At 63.6% G+C, this 17,608-nt stretch carries 20 protein-coding genes; 13 read left to right on the forward strand and 7 right to left on the reverse strand.

Annotated elements, in window-relative coordinates; translation table 11 throughout:
* Positions 1–74: 74 nt before the first annotated feature.
* Positions 75–383, forward strand: coding sequence for a hypothetical protein (locus tag AC1DLO_RS07675; RefSeq protein WP_476889053.1), 309 nt, complete (start codon positions 75–77; stop codon positions 381–383).
* Positions 383–1,828, forward strand: coding sequence for a hypothetical protein (locus tag AC1DLO_RS07680; protein WP_476889054.1), 1,446 nt, complete (start codon positions 383–385; stop codon positions 1,826–1,828). The genes AC1DLO_RS07675 and AC1DLO_RS07680 overlap by 1 nt, the downstream gene beginning before the upstream one ends.
* 62 nt (positions 1,829–1,890) lie before the next feature.
* Here the strand turns inward: AC1DLO_RS07680 and AC1DLO_RS07685 are convergent, their stop codons facing one another.
* Positions 1,891–2,319 (reverse strand): phage holin family protein, encoded by a 429-nt coding sequence (locus AC1DLO_RS07685; RefSeq protein WP_476889055.1) that lies wholly within the window; start codon positions 2,317–2,319, stop codon positions 1,891–1,893.
* A gap of 74 nt (positions 2,320–2,393) precedes the next feature.
* Between AC1DLO_RS07685 and AC1DLO_RS07690 the strand changes: the two genes are divergently transcribed.
* From AC1DLO_RS07690 to AC1DLO_RS07710, 5 genes are all read left to right on the forward strand, one after another.
* The gene (locus AC1DLO_RS07690) at positions 2,394–3,512 is read left to right on the forward strand and encodes a histidinol-phosphate transaminase (protein ID WP_476889056.1); all 1,119 of its coding nucleotides are present in this window, start codon (positions 2,394–2,396) and stop codon (positions 3,510–3,512) included.
* Positions 3,513–3,656: 144 nt separating this feature from the next.
* On the forward strand, positions 3,657–4,862 hold the full coding sequence (pdhA, locus tag AC1DLO_RS07695; protein WP_476889057.1) for a pyruvate dehydrogenase (acetyl-transferring) E1 component subunit alpha: 1,206 nt from the start codon (positions 3,657–3,659) through the stop codon (positions 4,860–4,862).
* Positions 4,863–4,865: 3 nt separating this feature from the next.
* Complete coding sequence (locus AC1DLO_RS07700) at positions 4,866–5,846, forward strand: alpha-ketoacid dehydrogenase subunit beta (RefSeq protein ID WP_476889058.1); 981 nt, start codon at positions 4,866–4,868, stop codon at positions 5,844–5,846.
* A 57-nt stretch (positions 5,847–5,903) separates the two neighbouring features.
* Positions 5,904–7,469, forward strand: coding sequence for a dihydrolipoamide acetyltransferase family protein (locus tag AC1DLO_RS07705; protein WP_476889059.1), 1,566 nt, complete (start codon positions 5,904–5,906; stop codon positions 7,467–7,469).
* On the forward strand, positions 7,462–8,052 hold the full coding sequence (locus AC1DLO_RS07710; RefSeq protein WP_476889060.1) for a phosphatase PAP2 family protein: 591 nt from the start codon (positions 7,462–7,464) through the stop codon (positions 8,050–8,052). Before AC1DLO_RS07705 ends, AC1DLO_RS07710 begins: the two co-directional genes overlap by 8 nt.
* Before the next feature lie 57 nt (positions 8,053–8,109).
* On the opposite strand, the gene AC1DLO_RS07715 is transcribed toward AC1DLO_RS07710, so the two are convergent.
* The 3 genes from AC1DLO_RS07715 to AC1DLO_RS07725 all read right to left on the reverse strand — a co-directional run bounded on the left by AC1DLO_RS07715 (position 8,110) and on the right by AC1DLO_RS07725 (position 10,329).
* Entirely contained in the window at positions 8,110–8,448 is a 339-nt protein-coding gene (locus AC1DLO_RS07715; protein WP_476889061.1) for a hypothetical protein, read from the reverse strand.
* A gap of 148 nt (positions 8,449–8,596) precedes the next feature.
* Positions 8,597–9,025: a universal stress protein gene (locus AC1DLO_RS07720; protein WP_476889062.1), complete on the reverse strand. Its 429-nt coding sequence runs from the start codon at positions 9,023–9,025 to the stop codon at positions 8,597–8,599.
* Positions 9,022–10,329 (reverse strand): aminotransferase-like domain-containing protein, encoded by a 1,308-nt coding sequence (locus tag AC1DLO_RS07725; protein WP_476889063.1) that lies wholly within the window; start codon positions 10,327–10,329, stop codon positions 9,022–9,024. The genes AC1DLO_RS07720 and AC1DLO_RS07725 overlap by 4 nt, the downstream gene beginning before the upstream one ends.
* A gap of 114 nt (positions 10,330–10,443) precedes the next feature.
* Here AC1DLO_RS07725 and AC1DLO_RS07730 point away from each other — a divergent pair, with 114 nt between their 5' ends.
* Entirely contained in the window at positions 10,444–11,277 is an 834-nt protein-coding gene (locus AC1DLO_RS07730; RefSeq protein ID WP_476889064.1) for an isocitrate lyase/PEP mutase family protein, read from the forward strand.
* Positions 11,278–11,285: 8 nt separating this feature from the next.
* Here the strand turns inward: AC1DLO_RS07730 and AC1DLO_RS07735 are convergent, their stop codons facing one another.
* From AC1DLO_RS07735 to AC1DLO_RS07745, 3 genes are all read right to left on the reverse strand, one after another.
* A complete protein-coding gene (locus AC1DLO_RS07735; protein ID WP_476889065.1) occupies positions 11,286–12,104 on the reverse strand; it encodes a GerMN domain-containing protein in 819 nt (272 codons plus the stop codon).
* A gap of 156 nt (positions 12,105–12,260) precedes the next feature.
* Complete coding sequence (locus tag AC1DLO_RS07740; protein ID WP_476889066.1) at positions 12,261–12,668, reverse strand: DUF1801 domain-containing protein; 408 nt, start codon at positions 12,666–12,668, stop codon at positions 12,261–12,263.
* Positions 12,669–12,768: 100 nt separating this feature from the next.
* Positions 12,769–13,335, reverse strand: a complete 567-nt coding sequence (locus AC1DLO_RS07745; protein WP_476889067.1) for an NAD(P)H-dependent oxidoreductase — start codon at positions 13,333–13,335, stop codon at positions 12,769–12,771.
* A 126-nt stretch (positions 13,336–13,461) separates the two neighbouring features.
* Here AC1DLO_RS07745 and AC1DLO_RS07750 point away from each other — a divergent pair, with 126 nt between their 5' ends.
* From AC1DLO_RS07750 to AC1DLO_RS07770, 5 genes are all read left to right on the forward strand, one after another.
* Positions 13,462–14,073, forward strand: a complete 612-nt coding sequence (locus AC1DLO_RS07750) for a TetR/AcrR family transcriptional regulator (protein WP_476889068.1) — start codon at positions 13,462–13,464, stop codon at positions 14,071–14,073.
* A gap of 41 nt (positions 14,074–14,114) precedes the next feature.
* Positions 14,115–15,161, forward strand: coding sequence for a Gfo/Idh/MocA family protein (locus tag AC1DLO_RS07755; protein ID WP_476889069.1), 1,047 nt, complete (start codon positions 14,115–14,117; stop codon positions 15,159–15,161).
* A gap of 136 nt (positions 15,162–15,297) precedes the next feature.
* A complete protein-coding gene (locus tag AC1DLO_RS07760) occupies positions 15,298–15,969 on the forward strand; it encodes a hypothetical protein (protein WP_476889070.1) in 672 nt (223 codons plus the stop codon).
* Between the two features lie 133 nt (positions 15,970–16,102).
* Positions 16,103–16,654: an RNA polymerase sigma factor gene (locus AC1DLO_RS07765; protein ID WP_476889071.1), complete on the forward strand. Its 552-nt coding sequence runs from the start codon at positions 16,103–16,105 to the stop codon at positions 16,652–16,654.
* The gene (locus tag AC1DLO_RS07770) at positions 16,651–17,391 is read left to right on the forward strand and encodes a hypothetical protein (RefSeq protein ID WP_476889072.1); all 741 of its coding nucleotides are present in this window, start codon (positions 16,651–16,653) and stop codon (positions 17,389–17,391) included. Before AC1DLO_RS07765 ends, AC1DLO_RS07770 begins: the two co-directional genes overlap by 4 nt.
* Positions 17,392–17,608: the final 217 nt, after the last annotated feature.

Consider the following 17,608-nt stretch of genomic DNA (forward strand, 5'->3'; position numbering starts at 1 on the left):
GGTTCCGCACTCACGGAACGGGCCGTAGCGTCGGTGCCAGAACGTCAATATTGGACCTAGGGGAGGACAAATTCATGAGCGTCATTCAGATGGTGGCCGGAGGACCGGATGTGGAATCCCAGCAATGTGTTTCACGTGCAGCGGAGGTCCAGCGGCTCGGATGGCGGATGTCGGCCTGTGCAGACCAGGCCGACTCCGTGCTTGGCAAACTGGCGCAGCTGCAAATGGACCGCTGGGAGTCGCCGGCGGGCCGCGCCTACAGGACCACGGTCGCTTTGCAGGCCGCGTCGCTTCGACGGGGTCGTGATGCCTTGCGCGAGGCAGCCGCAGTGACTCTCCGACATTCCCAGAATGTGGCATCGAACGGCCGGGCAGTCTTCTGATGGTCGAGGTCGCCCCCGTCGGCGGGGGTGGGTCGCCCCGCCCCAAAGCTCCCGAGCCGGATGGCCCTCTCCGCATTCGCGGGGGTGTCGGTGGGATCAATTTCCAATTCGAAGAGCTGCTTGCTGGCGCAGCCGCGTTGGATGGCCTCGTGCGCCAACTGCAGGCTATTGAAGTGGAGGCTGAAGCAGTACGGGTGGCGCTCTTCCCACACCAGGCCTCGTCCTACACGAGTGGAAGCAACGCCATCATTGCCGTCGGTGAGAGTGGCCGGGACATAGGGCGGGTTCGCGAACAGCTTCAGCGGATTGGCAACGATGTCAGGGCAAGCCACCGTGAATATGAGTTTGCTGAATCACATGCGGCGATCCGGCTGCGAATGGGCATGGGAATGCCACTCCTCGGGACCGGTCCCAGCCCTCTGGACCTTGGCTGGCGGGGAGCAACAGAAGGAGTCGTCCGGGATTTGACCCGGATGCTGGAACTGATGATGGGGTTGCCGCCGGTAGCGGCCAACCTTGCAGGGGCCATGATCGGCCCCACCGACGTCGGCGCCGTCTTGAGAGCCATCGCTGCGACCCCCGCATTGGCCTTCCTCAGGCCACGTTCCATCGACGTCAGCCGAGGCGAGACCGTCACCAAGAGCGTGGACCTGTCCGCGGCAGGAATGCTTCGGGAACTAGACAGCGTCTCAGCCAGTTCAGAGGGCGAAATTGAAGTAGTGCAGCTAGACAAAGACGGTGAACGGACATGGGTCGTATTGATTCCGGGTACCCAGCCGGGCAATCCGCCCGGCGGCAGCAATCCACTGGATGAGGCCGGCATTGCCGAAGCACTGGGCTACGACTCGACAGAAACCAGCAAGGCAATCCGTCAGGCGTTGCTTGAGGCAGGTGCAGCTGCGGGCGAAACGGTGGTGGCAGTTGGCCACAGCCAGGGAGGGATCCATGCCATGAACCTGAGCCAGGACAAGGCGTTCCTTGCCGAGTACAACCTCAAGTTTGTTGTGACGGCAGGATCACCTGTCGGGGGAATCACGCCGCAAGCGGGCATCGGCAGCCTGCACTTGGAGCACGAACAGGACTGGGTGCCGGGTGCTGACGGCAAAGCCAATGCTGATACCAAGGACAGGGTCACGGTGACCATGACCAACCCGATTGGCCTGGCACCGGGCGAAGACCCGGGAATAGGGCCGGCACACAAGCTTTCACGGTACGAGGAAGGGGCAAAGCTGGTGCAGCTCAGTTCCGATCCTTCGCTGGCGGCATCCACAGCCGCTTTGGGCGGGATACTGGGCGTCGGCGGAATGGCCAAGGTGAGCAGGTTCAAATTGAGCCGCGGAGCTCCCCAGCCTCCGCGGGTTCCGGTTCCGCGTGTGCCCCCGCCAGCTCCTAGTGTGCGGCCACACGCCCCGTCAGATATCCGCTCCGGATCGGGAGGGCGCTAGAAGGGCTGCCGAACGGGCGGCTCCGAGCTTTCCTCGCGCCTGCTAGCGCCTGTTGGCCCCTGTTAGCGCCTGTTAGCGCCCGGAATCCAGCTGGCCACCATGGAGATCAGGCTGATGATGATGGCAGCGAGAACTGCGGTCCAGAAGAAGCTGTCGATGGTGAGGTGTACCGGTGTGTAGCTGCTTAGCCAGGCTGTCAGGGACAGCATGGCCGCGTTGATGACAATCGTGAATAGGCCGAGGGTGAGGATCGTGATCGGAAGGGAGAGCAGCTTGACCAAAGGCCGGACAAAGGCATTGACGATGCCAAAAATGAGCCCTATGAAGAGATAGGCAAGAACCACGCCCAGGGTGTCGCTGCCTTGTGTGACCCCCGCATTCGTGACCGCGTTGGTTGTTGCCGAGCTGGAAATATCCATCCCGGGCAGAATCCAGCTGGCAACCCAGAGGGCCAGCCCGTTGATCAGGACACGCACAATGAATGAACCCATGCGCCCATGCTTTCACACCCGCAGACCGGGAGGCCCACCCTCATGTCTCGAATGCCTGCAAGTAGGCTGGTGCCATGAATTCTTCTGACAACGCACCGGAGGGCGTGCGTCCCCGCCCGGTGGTGGACAGGCTCCCCAAATATGCGGCAGGCAAGGCTCCCGCAGTCATAGAAGGCCTGACCAGCTACAAATTGTCTTCCAACGAAAACCCGTTGCCCCCGATTCCCGCCGTACTCCAGGCTATTGCCGATCAATCGGACATCAACCGGTACCCGGACCCTCTTTCTACCAAGCTGCGCACGGCGCTCGCTGAATTTCTGGGAATCCCCGCTGACGACGTCGTCACGGGAGCCGGAAGCCTCGGTGCGCTGAATCAGATTCTTTCCACGTTTGCGGGACAGAACCACGACGGCAAAGCCGATGAGGTCATCTATGCTTGGCGCTCCTTCGAGGCCTATCCCATCTGCGTAGGCCTATCAGGTGCTGAGGGCGTCCAGATCCCATTGCTTTCGGACGGACGCCACGACCTCGAGGCCATGGCAGCCGCTGTCACCGTCCGCACCAAGGTGATTTTGCTTTGCACACCCAACAACCCCACCGGGCCCGTCCTCACTGCAGAGGAAACGGAGCGGTTCATCCAGTCCGTGCCGGCTGGCGTGGTTGTCGTTATCGATGAGGCCTACCAGGAGTTCGTTCGGGACCAGGACGCTGTGGACGGCATCAAGCTGTACCGCAAGTACCCGAATGTGGTTGTCCTCCGCACGTTCTCCAAGGCTCACGGCCTTGCTGGGCTGCGCGTTGGGTACAGCGTTTCCGGACCGGATCTCACCCAGCACCTGCGGGTCGCAGCCACGCCGTTTGCGGTGTCGCAGATAGCCGAGCGCGCGGCTATTACCTCCTTGGAGAACTTCGACCAGGTTGTTGCAAGGGTACAAAGCCTGGTTGATGAGCGGGACCGGGTTACAGCAGGACTCCGGGAGTTGGGATGGTTCGTCCCTCAGGCACAGGGCAACTTCGTCTGGCTGAACCTGGGAGAGAACAGCGCCGAATTCGCCGCACTAGCCGGCGAGCGGGCGTTGTCCGTGCGGGCCTTCGGTAACGAAGGTGTCCGGGTCAGCATCGGAGAGGTTGAGGCCAATACCCGATTCCTGGAACTCTGTGCGTCCTATACAAAAGCGCCGCAGGCTTCCTAGCGGTTAACAAATGCACCCGCGTCCCTTACTGCGGATAAAGTAAGGGACGAAAGCCAAGATATGCCGATTTCGGAATGCATTCCAGAATCGGCATATATCAGCGAATATTGCTCAGCGTCGGGCTGAAGCAGGCAAGGAGACGGAATGGGCGCAACTCAACTGCCCACCCCCGGGATCAACGGAACGGGACTGGACTTGCAGTCTCCTGCGGGAGGCGCCTCCAGCGACCCCGCAGCCGAGATGATCCAGCTGCTGGGGCCGGACGGCAAGCTAGGAACCGATCCTGTCTTCTCGGACTATGCCAAGCGCCTTGAACCTGAGCAGCTGCGAGGTTTCTACGCCGACATGGCCAAGGTCCGCCGCTTCGATCAGGAAGCCACCGCCCTCCAGCGGCAAGGCGAGCTGGCCCTTTGGGTCCCCCTGACCGGCCAGGAAGCTGCCCAGATTGGCTCCGGACGGGCTACGCAGCGGCAAGATTACATCTTCCCCACGTACCGTGAGCATGGCGTTGCGTTGACCCGTGATGTGGATCTGGCTGAGCTCCTGAAGCTGTTCCGCGGAATTTCGAATGGCGGCTGGGATCCCACCGAGAACAACTTCCATCTCTATACTTTGGTGCTGGCGGCCCAGACGCTGCATTCGGTTGGTTACGCCATGGGAATCCAGCGGGATCAGAAGTTCGCGGAAGCCAACGGCTCCAACGAGCCGAAGGCTGCTGTTGTGGCCTACTTCGGCGACGGCGCGAGCTCCGAAGGCGATGTCCACGAATCCATGGTCTTCGCGGCGTCCTACAACGCTCCGGTGGTGTTCTTCTGCCAGAACAACCACTGGGCGATCTCAGTTCCCACTGAGGTCCAGACCAAGGTTCCTCTTTTCAACCGGGCCAAGGGATACGGCTTCCCGGGCATCAGAGTGGACGGTAATGACGTCATTGCAGTCCACGCAGTCACCGAATGGGCACTTGAGCATGCGCGCGAAGGCCGCGGTCCTGTGCTCATTGAGGCATATACATATCGCGTGGGCGCGCACACAACCGCGGACGATCCCACCAAGTACCGGGAATCTGCCGAAGAAACCGCTTGGCGCGGCAAGGATCCGCTGGACCGGCTGGAGAAGTACCTTCGGAACGAGGGTCTGGCCGACGAAGCTTTCTTTGAGCAAGTCAAGCTTGATGGAGACAAGCTCGCAGCCCATGTCCGGAGCACCACCCAAAGCCTGCAGGGCCCGAACATCCGCGAGTCATTCGCCGGGGTCTACGCCGAGCCGCACCCGCTGGTGGCCGAGGAACTTGCCTGGTTTGAGGAATACTCCGCCGGGTTCGTAGGCGACGACGAAGAGGGGCGCAAGTAGCTGATGACCACCATGACCATTGCCAAGGCCATCAACGAAGGCCTGCGTGCCTCGCTCACTAACAACCCGAAATCCCTGCTCATGGGCGAAGACATCGGCCCATTGGGCGGCGTTTATCGCGTGACGGACGGGCTTATCAGGGACTTCGGTGCAGACCGGGTGGTCGACACCCCCCTGGCAGAGTCCGGCATCGTGGGAACCGCGATAGGTCTTGCCCTGCGCGGCTACCGCCCCATCTGCGAAATCCAGTTCGATGGTTTCGTTTTCCCCGGCTTCAACCAGATCACCACGCAGCTTGCCAAAATGCACTCGCGCAGCGGCGGCAAACTGACCGTTCCCGTGGTCATCCGCATCCCCTACGGCGGCGGCATTGGCTCGATCGAACATCACTCAGAATCGCCGGAAGCCCTGTTCGCCCACACGGCCGGCCTGCGCATCATCACTCCGTCCAACGCACACGACGCATACTGGATGATCCAGCAAGCCGTCGATTGCACGGACCCGGTGATCTTCTTCGAACCCAAGCGCCGCTACTGGCTCAAAGGGGAGGTGGACACCGAAAGCCCCGGACCGGCGTCGGACCCGTTCCAGGCGCACGTCCTGCGCGAAGGTTCCAACGCCACCATCGTTGCGTACGGTCCGCTGGTTCCGGTCGCGCTGGCAGCGGCAGCAGCGGCGGAAGAGGACGGACACAGCGTCGAGGTGATCGATCTCCGCTCGATTTCCCCCATCGACTTCGATACCGTCACCGCTTCCGTCAAGAGGACCGGCCGCTTGATCGTTGCACACGAGGCACCGACGTTCGGCGGCATCGGCGGCGAGATCGCTGCGCGGATCAGTGAGCGTGCCTTCCTGCACCTTGAGGCCCCGGTCATCCGGGTGGGCGGTTTCCACATGCCGTATCCCGTGGCCAAGGTGGAAGAGGACTACTTGCCGGACATCGACAAGATCCTCGAAGCCCTGGACCGTTCCCTGGCCTACTAGCCGCCCCTGATTGCACCCTCCGCCACGCGAACGGGCCAGCCGAAATCGAGGACCTAAATGACTGTTAAGAAATTCAACCTGCCGGACGTCGGCGAAGGCCTGACCGAGGCAGAAATTGTCTCCTGGAAGGTCAAGCCCGGCGACACCGTGGCCATCAACGACGTCATCTGCGAGATCGAGACCGCCAAGTCCCTGGTGGAATTGCCCTCCCCGTACGCAGGTACGGTGGCGGAATTGTTCGTCCCTGAGGGGATCACGATTGAAGTAGGAACCGCGATTATCGGCATCTCGGACAATGCGCCGGCAGAACCCGAGCCTGCGCCGGCCTCGCCTGCGGCCGAACCGGCACCCTCCGCTGAGCCGGCAGGCGAACAAGTCCTCGAGGCCTCGATGTACGGCAAGCTGCCCGAAGACCCTGGAACCTCCGACGCCGGTCCGGCGGGCGGTCCGCTCGTGGGCTCCGGTCCCAAAGCCGACGCCGTCAAGCGACGCCCGCGTAAGCGCCCCGAAGGCGCCAGCACCGCTACGCCCGCCGCGACCGCACTGCCCGCCCCGGCCGCCGCCGTCGTCAGGCCCCCCGTCGTCAGGCCCGCCGTCGCGCCCGCTCCGACGGCCTTGCCGCTACGGACTCCTGGCGATCAAGTGCCCGCAGCCGCTCCCCGGGAAACAATGACCCAGACGCCGGGCCTCACAGGCCTTGGTGCGACCGTCAGCGGCTTGGTCAACCGTGTCCTGGCCAAGCCTCCAGTGCGCAAGATCGCCCGGGATCTGGGCATTGACCTGGCCGACGTCGTTCCCACAGGAGCTCGCGGTGAAGTGACGCGCGATGATCTGGTCAGCTACCAGGCCCAGCGCGACGCCGAGGTGGACCAGGCCGACACGTTCTGGGGTGCGTCCAAGAAGCCGCAGGATCAGCGCGTGGAACGGATTCCCGTCAAGGGCGTCCGCAAGGCCACGGCGAAGGCCATGGTGGAATCAGCCTTCACGGCGCCGCACGTGAGCATCTTCGTGGACGTCGATGCCAGCCGCACGATGGAATTCGTCAAGCGACTCAAGGCCTCCAGGGACTTTGAGGGCATCAAGGTGTCGCCACTGCTGATCCTTTCCAAGGCCGTCATCTGGGCCGCCGCCCGCAACCCGAGCGTCAACGCAACCTGGGTGGAGAACGCCGACGGCAACGGCAACGCCGAGATCCACGTCAAGCACTACATGAACCTGGGTATCGCGGCTGCCACGCCGCGCGGGCTCATGGTGCCGAACATCAAGGATGCCCAGGACCTTTCCCTCAAAGAACTGGCCCTCGCGCTCAACGAGCTAGCCAGTACCGCACGCGCAGGCAAGACCCAGCCGTCGCAGATGCAGGGTGGCTCGCTGACCATTACCAACGTCGGCGCCCTGGGCATTGACACCGGAACGCCCATCATCAACCCGGGCGAGGTGGCGATCGTCGCGTTCGGCACCATCAAGCAAAAGCCTTGGGTGCTCGATGGCGAAGTCATCCCTCGCTGGATTACGACGCTGGGCGGCTCCTTCGACCACCGCGTGGTGGACGGGGACCTCTCCGCCCGCTTCATGGCCGACGTCGCATCGATCCTCGAAGAACCGGCACTGCTGCTTGACTGAGCACCGCATTGCCCGGATCCTTACGGAGGTCTTCCAGCCGCCCGCGGTGGTGTCCATCTTGCTGCTCATCAGCCCTGCGGTGGAACCGGGTTTCCCGGGGACCATATGGTTCGGGGCCCTTGGTGCGCTCTTTGTATGCGTCCTGCCGCTGGCCTACGTGTTGGTCCTGGTGAGGCTCGGCAAACTGAGTGACCACCACGTCAGCGACCGCAAGGAGCGTGCTCCCTTGTTGATGCTTGCGCTCGTGTCGGTGGTCCTCGGATTGCTGGCACTCAACCTCATCCACGCCCCGACGAGCGTCTCAGTGATGATCCTTGCCCTGATTGGTGGGATCTCGGTGTTGGCCGCGGTCAGCCTTGTGTGGAAGATCAGTGGTCACGCCTCGGCAATCTCCGCAGCCGCAGTCATTGCGGTACTCATGTTCGGAACGGTATGGCTGCCGCTATTGCTTCTGGTGGCCGCCGTCGGCTGGTCCCGGGTAGTGCTGCGGGACCATACCCGTGGCCAAGTCATCGCCGGATCGTTGTTCGGCGGAGTGGTCATCGCAGGCCTCTGGTGGGTCCTTCGGGGCTGGCTGATCTAACGGTTCAAGGATCGGCCGGCAGCGCTCGGGAAGCCGGACTTGGACGCGGACCGAACGCTAGTAAGCCGTGTAGCTGAGCGCAAGATCGCGCAATTGCTGGTCGTTCATGCCGCCGACCATTCCAAACGACAGCACCATAGCCAGGGCGCCAACGGCCAACATGGCGGAACCAACCACAAGTAACAACTTCCAGTCGGAACGCATGATGCTGCGGAACGTCTCCGGCATCTGCAGCAGCGGGGAAATCATGTTTGGAGCGCTGTCCACGGATCCATCGTCAAGAAGTGCCACGATACGATCGTTCGCACGGTCGAAACGCATGGAGCTGATGTGGTTGCCGTGGCGGGCAAGCAGAATGTCGTGTCCGACGCGCTGGCGCGGCTGCAGAGTAAGCAAAAGGGATCCCCTACGGGTTGTTGTGATGGGCGGCTCGCGCCCTTGGGGGCCACTCCAATTTTACCGGCGGCACCCTAGCCGCACGGCCCAAATCGAGGTGAGACCGCCCACCACAGCGCGTGATCCCCGTCAAGTGCCTGACTGTGGCTTACGGTTCGTCCGTCTTGGCGATGTAGACATCGCACGGGGCATTGTGGGCCACGGTGTTGGCAACGCTGCCGAGAACGCGTGCCAGTCCCTGCATGCGACGATTGCCGACGACGATCAAGCGCGCCTCGACGCGTTCCGCCTCGCGGATCAAGGCCTCTCCGGGCTTGCCGCGTGCGGCTACGTAGCTGATTTCAAGCTGCTCGCTGTTGAGTTTTTCCGCAACTCCGCGGGCAACCTTTTCAGCGTCGTCGGCATCCGAGACGACCCACCGGTCGCTGCCGCTTTCAAAGACCTCGGTACGGTCGCTGTCGAAGGCCGTCAAGACGCGAAGGCTGGCTCCCAGTGCTGCCGCAAGGTCCCTGGCTGCCTCTGCTGCCCTCATTGCGGTCTCACTGCCGTCTACGCCGACCACTACGATTCCGCTCATGATGTAACTCCTTTGTTGATGGTGTCGATTGCCCCGCGCAGTACTGGTGCCAAACGGCGGACGCCTTCGGCAATGGACTCAGGTGGCACTGCGCTGAAGGCCAATCTCAGTTTGTTGGATGGTTCGTCCGAGTGCGTGAACGCCGCGCCGGGGATGAACACGACGCCTGCCTCGATCGCCTTCTTGAGGAGCGGGTACGTATCCACGCCGCCGGGGAGCGTTACCCAGACGAAGAAGCCGCCTTCGGGCCTGGTCCAGCTCAGGCCGGGAGGCATGTGCTCTTCCAACGCCGCGAGCAGGGTTTTGCAGCGTTCCTCGTACATGGCCCGGTAGGTCTCAATCTGTCCGCGCCAGTCGTAGTCCCGAAGATATGCCGAGATGATCATCTGATTCAGGGTGGGAGGGCACAATGTCACGGCTTCCGACGCCAGATAGAAGCGCCGCTGCAGATGCTCGGGAACAAGGGCCCATCCGATCCGCAGTCCCGGGGCAAAGATCTTTGAGAACGACCCCATGTAGATGACGTCGTGCTCATTCGCGGCCCGCATTGGCGCGAGCGGGTTGCCGTCGAAGCGCAAAAGACCGTAGGGGTTGTCCTCGAGGACCAAGATATTCGCATTGCGGCATATATCTACGATTCGCTGGCGCCGCGCAGGAGCGAGGGTGATGCCGGAAGGGTTGTTGAAGTTGGGGATCGTGTAGAGGAACTTGATGTTCTTGCCCTCGGCCTGAAGCTCCGCGATCTTGGCCTCGAGCAGCTCCGGGACCAGGCCGTCGTCGTCCATGTCCACGGTCTCAACCTGGACCTGGTAGGCCTCGAAGGTGTTCAGGGCTCCCACATAGGTGGGATTTTCCACCAGCACGACGTCGCCTGGGTTGCAGAAGACCTTGGTGGCTACGTCCTGGGCCGACTGGGAACCTGCGGTGATCACGACGTTTTCCGGCCGGGCGTCGGTGATTCCTTCGGCGGCCATGATCTCGCAGATCTGGGTGCGTAGTTCTTCGGTGCCCTGCCCGCCGCCGTACTGCAACGCCGTCATGCCTTCTTCGGCGATGATGCGTGCAGCCGTCTGGCCGAGCTTCTCAAGGGGGAGGGACTGCAGGTAGGGGTTTCCGCCGGCGAGGGAGACGAGCCCCGGGCGCATTGAAATGTCGAAGACATCACGCACGGCGGACTGCTTAATGTTGGCGGCGCGCTCCGAGAAGAGTTCCTCGTGGCGGTGGGCGGCAGTGGCTGCTCGCTCTATTGCGTCAATTGCTTCAGCGGGCAACTCCGGCCCGGCATCCAATGTTTCGTGGGTCACATTGACAGGATACTCCCCAGAGTTGCCAAGAAGGCAACAGATGTTTCATCCGATTTTCACGATTCTGGGTGCGATTCGCTTTACGTCCGGCGAGCGGAAGGCTGGAATAGAGCCATGACGATGCATCCCGAACTCGAATCCAAGGCTCTCCGCTTCCACGAGCTCCACGCTGTGCCTCATGCGCCCTTGGTACTGGTGAATGCGTGGGATGCGGCATCTGCGCGGATGGTCGAGGAAGCGGGCGCGACGGCGGTAGCCACCTCCAGTTCGGCAATCTCGTGGAGCTTGGGGTACCAGGACGGGGACCACCTTCCGCGGCATCTTGCCATGGAGGCGCTGTCGCGAATAGCAAAAGCCACCCGCTTGCCGGTGACTGCAGACATTGAGACGGGCTACGGACGCACTGACGAAGAACTCCGGGCCACCGTTCGAGCGGTGCTGGAGGCGGGCGCCGTCGGGATCAATATCGAGGACTCAGCGGAACAGCCGCTAAGCGAAATCGGTGAGCAGTCCAGGCGCATTGCCCTGATCAGGCAGACAGCCGACGACGCCGGCGTCCGGCTTTTCATCAATGCGCGTACGGATACCTATTGGTCCGGAAAGTTTCCGGAATCTGCCTATGAAGAAACGCTGCGTCGTGCGGATGCCTACCGGCAGGCCGGGGCGGACGGAATATTCGTACCAGGGTTGGCAGATCTCCATATTCTGCACGAACTTTCCCGGCGGATCAGCGTGCCGCTCAATGCGCTGGCCGGCCTGGGCTCGCCGTCGCCCGGGGAATTGCACGACGCCGGCGTGCGGCGAATCAGCATTGGCGGCAGCACTGCCAGGGCCGCCTACGCGACGGTCTCCCGGCTCGCAATGGAAGTTCTTGGCGACGGGAACTGGTCGGGCCTCGCCGGAACACTGAGCTATGCCGAAATGGACGCGCTCTTCGGCGGGCGGTAGCGCCAGCCTCAGCGCAAGCTCAGGACATCCGCCAGGGTGCGCCCGTCGATATAGATCACCGCTTGGGATGCCCCCGTCGCCGCCACTGCGGTCTGGGTCAGCTGTGTTTCGATGCGCGGGTGGTCGCATGCACCCCCGGGGCGAAGGGAACCGCTCAGGTTCACGACGGCGGTGGATCCGTCGAGGTAGCCCGAAACGTACCGCAGCGCGGAGTCGGAGAGTGCGTTGTACAAGCCTGCCTGAGTGGCACCGTCGCCGGGCGCGAGCAGTTGGCCCATGGCGGCGGCGAGCGGGTCGCTGCCTTCAGAGGCACTGAATTGCACGGCAACGAGGCTGTCATCGCAGCCGAACCGCACGCCGCGGCTGCCGCCGTCGCCGATCGCGACGAAATACACGGCGGTCCCGGACGGTACGCCGGTGGTTGGGAGGGGCAAGGGCGCCTGGGGGCTCGGGCTTCCTGACGCTGCGGAAGGGGGTCCTGGCGACGGAATGGTTGTGGCCGTGCCGGGTAGACGGCCGGCCACTGGGGCGTCGCCTTGCGTCGCCGACGGTGTGGAGGTGCCGCTTCCTAGGCCCGGAGTGGTGGCTGGAGGAGCTGCGGGAGGCTCGTTGACGGACGGCGGAGGCGCGGGGCGGGGCGTCGGAACCGGCCCCGCCAAGGGCTCCTGCGTCGCCTCGACGGAGCCCGGGGATCCGGGCGGTGCCGAGGGTGAATTGGCCAGAGGGCCGCCGTCGGGGGAAGCGCAGCCAGCCAGGCAGAGCGCGAGCGATAGGCACAATGCGGCGATCGCCGTCGTCGTGCCTTCCACGCCGCGCCTGACCCCCATGACAGCCCCCGCTCCTGCCCTGATCCACCCACCTGGTGCCTGTAAATCAACGTTACGGCTGGCTACCTGGGCGTGGGCCGATCCGCCCATGACAGTTCGGCCTCAGCTCCGTCACGGAATGGTAGCGGTTGGGGGTGACCCGGCCTGCGGCGTCCGCTAATCCGCCCCTTTGATCTTCCGCCAGCCGCCTGCGCGGTTGTTGGCCACGATCTGCCTCAGCATGGTGACGAGGGGTGCACGCGGAATCTCGTCGTGCTGGTGGAAGGTGATCATTCGGGCGGTTTTGTTGTTGTGACCTGACGTGATGATGTTGTCCGGGTCGGAGACAATTGCGCCGTCGTACAGGAACAGGTTGACGTGGTCCTTGGCGGCAAGCAGTGCGCAGACGTTGCCGTGGAGAACGAAGTAGGGCCGCGTGCGACGCTTGATCGTTTCGACGATTTCGGGTTCGGCCTCGTGGATGAGACCGCGCAATTGCTCGCCGATGGCGCGTTGCCAGTCCGGGAGGGCCTCGAGGTAGGCGTCGACTCCGGGGTGGCGGTTGTAGTCCGGCACTGATGCCATGCCCAATCGTACCGGCAAAGAATGCCCCTGCCCACGCCTCACGGCGGGACAGGGGCATTTCTCGCGCACGCTCCTGGTAGGACCGCGCGAACCGAGGAGACTAGGCTGCTACTTCGTCTTCCTGGAAGGCGGTCAGGGGCTCGAAGATGGCCTTGATCTGCTCAACAACTTCGGCGTCGTCCTTCGGGTGCAGTTCGGCGAAGCGGATCATGGAGCCCGGAACAGCCAGCTTGACGTCTTCGAGGACCTTGGCGCCGGCGATGCCTGCGGCCTTGCGGGCCTCGTCCTGTGCCCAGACTCCACCGAACTGGCCGAAAGCGGTTCCGACGACGGCGGTCGGCTTGCCCGCGAGGGCGCCGGCGCCGTAGGGGCGGGACAGCCAGTCGATGGCGTTCTTGAGGGAAGCGGTCAGGGTGCCGTTGTGTTCGGGCGTGACAAACAGGAGGGTGTCAGCTTCGGCTGCTGCTGCGCGCAAAGCTGCGGCTTCGGCCGGAACCTGGCCTTCGACGTCGATGTCTTCGTTGTAGAACGGGATGTTGCCGAGGGAGCCGTGGATCTGTACTTCGACGTTTTCCGGGGCGTTGAGCTGGATGGCTTCGGCGAGCTTGCGGTTGTGGGAATCGGCGCGGAGGCTGCCAACAAGGGCGAGAACGGTGTTCTTGGACATGGGGAACTCCTTGGGTCTGGCCGCGGACGGTGCCGCAGACTCTCAGTTTTTGGAGGCTTTTTGCTGCCTTCGTAGATTCTAAACGGACTGCGGTCCGCTTTATATTCCCGAGGCTAGAATGTTTTTGTGAGCCTCATTCCCATCCGGCCCGATTTGCCTTTCGGGGCACCGCCGGAGCGCAGCGACGCCGCGCGCAATCGCGAACGGCTCCTCCAAGCTGCCAGGGAGCTCGTGGCTGAACACGGTGTGGACGCTGTCACTATGGATATGCTCGCTTGCCGTGCCGACGTCGGGAAGGGAACGGTTTTTCGCCGCTTCGGAAGCAGGGCCGGACTCATGATGACCCTCCTGAGCGACGCCGAATCGGAATTCCAGCGCCAGTTCATCTTCGGTCCGCCGCCGCTGGGCCCAGGGGCGCCCCCTCGTGAACGCCTCATTGCCTTCGGCGAAGCGCGTATCAAGTACGTCGAAGAGTACGGCGAACTGGCCCGTGCCGCGGCGGAGCATTCCCCGCAAAACCGGCACGACGCCCCGCCGGTCGTGTTGTGGCACCGGCACATCGAGATGCTTCTGCGAGAGGCGGGCTTGGACCGTGATCCTTGGCTTCTGGCTCTTTCCCTCGGTGCAACCCTGGACCCCGAGCGCATGCTCCATTCCCTCCGCGCCCACGGAATCGCGCCGGAGCGGCTAGCTGCGTCGTGGCGCGAGCTTGTCACGCGCTTGCTGAAAGACTGCTGACAAACCTTCGCCGGGCTGCCCCTGCCCGGTAGCGTAGCGGCATGACCCACGCACCGATCCGCACCGCCGTCGTCGGCTATGGCCTTTCCGGCAGTGTCTTTCACGCGCCGTTCATCGCAGCCAATCCCGCGTATTCCCTCGACGTCATCGCGACTTCGGACCCGGGCCGCAAGGCCAAAGCTCACCAGCGCTACCCGGACACGAGGCTCATGGACGGGCCGGACGACGTCCTGGCGCTTGCCGGAGAGCTGGACCTCGTGGTGCTTGGCACGCCGCCTGCGACGCACCACCCGCTCGCGAAAGCTGCGCTGGAAGCCGGGCTCGACGTCGTCGTGGACAAACCGTTCGCCGTGACCAGCGCACAGGGGCAGGAACTGATCGAACTGGCCGCGAGGCTGGGCCGTGTGCTCACGGTCTACCAAAACCGCCGCTGGGACGGCGACGCGCTGACCGTGAAGAAGCTGCTCGACGCCGGGACGCTGGGCGAGATCATGCGCTGCGAGGCGTCGATGGAGCGCTGGGCGCCCGAAATCAGCAAGGCGTGGAAGGCAAGCGCAACGGCCGACGACGGTGGTGGGCTGCTCTTCGATCTCGGCACCCATTTGATGGACCTGGCTGTGCAGATGTTCGGTCCCGCAGAGGTCATCCACGCCGAAATCCTGGCGCGCCGGCCGCAAGAGAAGGCCGATGACGACGTCTTCCTTGTCCTGAAGCACGTGTCCGGTGTGACCAGCCACGTGGCCATGAACGTCAACAGCCAGCTTCACGCTCCACGGTTTCGCATCCTGGGCAGCAAGGGCGGCTTCGTGAAGTTCGGAATCGACCCGCAGGAGCCGTTCATTGTGGCAGGTGGGTTGCCCACGGATGACGCGTACGGCGTCGACGATCCGCAGTACTACGGCACCCTGGAAATCGACGGCGTGCAGACCACCGTTCCCACGGAACGCGGCGCCTACCAGGAGTTCTACCGGATTTTGGCCGAGAAGATCGACGACGGCGGTGCCGCCTCTGCCTTGCCGCTTCCGGTGGATCCGACTGGACCAGTCGAGGTACTCAAGCTGATTGAGCAGGCCAGGACATTCGCCTGAAAGTTTTTTTGGATCGGGCGTAACCTCGCCGAGCCCGCCAACGATGTAAGGGGAGTGCGGGCCACGTCCGCACTGATCATCCGGTAGCGACAAAGCCGCTGCCGGGGTAGTCCCAAAACGTTTGTCGGAGGGTTTCATGTCCTTGTTCACTGTCCTTGCCACCAGCAAAATCGCCGCAGGCGTCCTCGCCGCCGGAGCTGTCGCGGTTGGCGGAACCGGCGTCGCAGCCTTCAACGGAGCGCTTCCGAGCGGCCTGCAGCAGAGCGCCCACGAATTGGTTGGAGCACCGGCTCCCATCGTCACCAATGCAGCCGATGCCGCTCAGTCGAAGGCAGCTGATGCTTCCGAGACCGCTCAGTCCAAGGCCGCCGACGCCGTCGAAACCGCTAAAGCGAAGGCGACGGACGCCGTAGACGACGCAAAGTCCAAGGCCGCAGACGCCGTGGATGCAGCCAAAGCCACCACACCCGAGGCTTTCGGCCTCTGCACGGCCCTGCTCAACGGTGGCCTGAAGGGTGACGCCAAGGTACCCGGTTACTCTTCCTTGGTTGTTGCCGCCGGTGGAGAAGCCAACGTCAAGGCACACTGCGCAACGGTTGTTACCGAAGGCAAGGCCGCCGGACTGTCGGCAGACGGTTCTGCCTCCGTGAAGGCTGACGCCAATGGCACCGCTACCCTGCCTACCACGCCCGACGTCCCGGCAGTGCCGTCCGCACCGGCCGTTCCTGCTGTACCGGCTGTTCCCGCAGTGCCGTCCCACGTCCCCAGCGCACCCGTGGACGTCCCGGCCGATTCTGTCCGCCCGTAACGCGACAGCTACGCTTGAACGGCGGGGCTCCTTGGCAAGATGACAAGGAGCCCCGCGACGCAACAGACGGCGGCAGCGGTTATTTCCCAGGCCAGGGAGGATGACCGTGCTGCGTGGGATGGAGGGGTCGCGGGTGCTTGACCCTTTGGCTGATGAATATTTGCAGGCGGACGAGGACGACCCCGCCCTGCTCTTCACGGCTGCCTACAACAACTTTTCCGGACCGGTTTTTGGTTACCTGCGCGCCCGCGGCGTAGACGATCCGGAAGCAGTTACGCAGGACGTATTCCTGGCCCTCTATCCCAAACTGGCTTCCCTCCGCGGCGGCCTTCAGGGAGCCAAGACCCTGCTCTTCTCCATCGCGCACGCCCGGATGGTGGATCACTACCGCAAGCGGGAGCGTACGCCTGATGCCGCGCCCTATGAACCCGATCTGGACGCTCGGCGTACTCCTTCGGCGGAGGACCAAGCATTTGGGCACGCGGAGGGGTTGGGCGTGACAGAGCTATTGGCCGACCTCAACTCCGACTACCGCGAGGTCCTGGCATTACGGGTCGTGGCGGACCTGTCGTTGGAAGAAACAGCGGACATCATGGGTAAATCCCAGGGAGCCGTGAAGCAGTTGCAGCGCAGGGCATTGAGTGCACTGAGAGAACGTGCACTACTAAGGAATGGCACATCATGAGCGAAAAATCCGCATCCTGCGGCGAGCACGGCATCGACCGCCTGCTCGCTGAAGCCGGGCTCGACGAAGCGTACGAGATCCGGTCCGAGCTGCTGGAACTGCGCGCCCTTGCAAACAACCGGCCGCAGCCATCAGCCGACGTGCAAGCCTTGATGGTGCCTGGCCCCGTGGCGATCGCGCCTTCCGAGACTGTTGCGCCCGTTGAGGTGGCTTCCCTCGTGGCGGCTGCACCCGCCGGCGGCATTGCTGGACCCGTTGACGAATTGGCTGCCCGCCGCCGCAAAAAGAGCCGCATGACCTTCGCCGCTGTTGCGGTGGCGGCTTCCCTTGCCGCTGGCGCCACCGCCGCGGCTGCCTCTGACGGCGGCATTCAGGGAACCATTGAACACTTTGGCGCCGTGGTGGGATCGGTCGTCTCCCAGCTCGCGCCCGGATCGGGCGGCAACGCTCCGCAACAGCAAGGGACGCGCTCAGGGCCGGGGCCGATGCCCACCCGCGAGACAAGCGTTCCCGTGACGCCCTCGTCGGCGCCCACCAGCCCCGACGCCCCGAGCACCAGTGCGCATCCAACACCGCACACCACCACCGTGCCCGGTTCCCAGCAGGATCCGCGCGAGGGACTTCGAGACATCGCCAAAGGCCAGCCCGGGCCCGTGACGATCCCGACGCCGTCCGTCCCCACGCTCCCGGTACCCGTTCCTTCGGGCATTCTCCCGGGCAACCCGGTCAAGCCGTAGCTTGTCTTAACCTCCGTCGATGCCAACGCGGTAGAGTGCTGCGGCCGTATCCTCTTGCTGTGCGGCGCTGGGACTGTCCGATAAACGGTGTGTGGATCCGGCCGGTTTCATTAGTGAGTGGTTCTTTCGAACCGGCCGGCGAAGGTGATCGCGAACGCGTTCAGCGCAGGCTTCCACCTCATCATCCAGCGTGCCCGACCGCCGCCGGTCGGATCAA

This window comes from Arthrobacter sp. 01T419 (genome assembly GCF_056398865.1).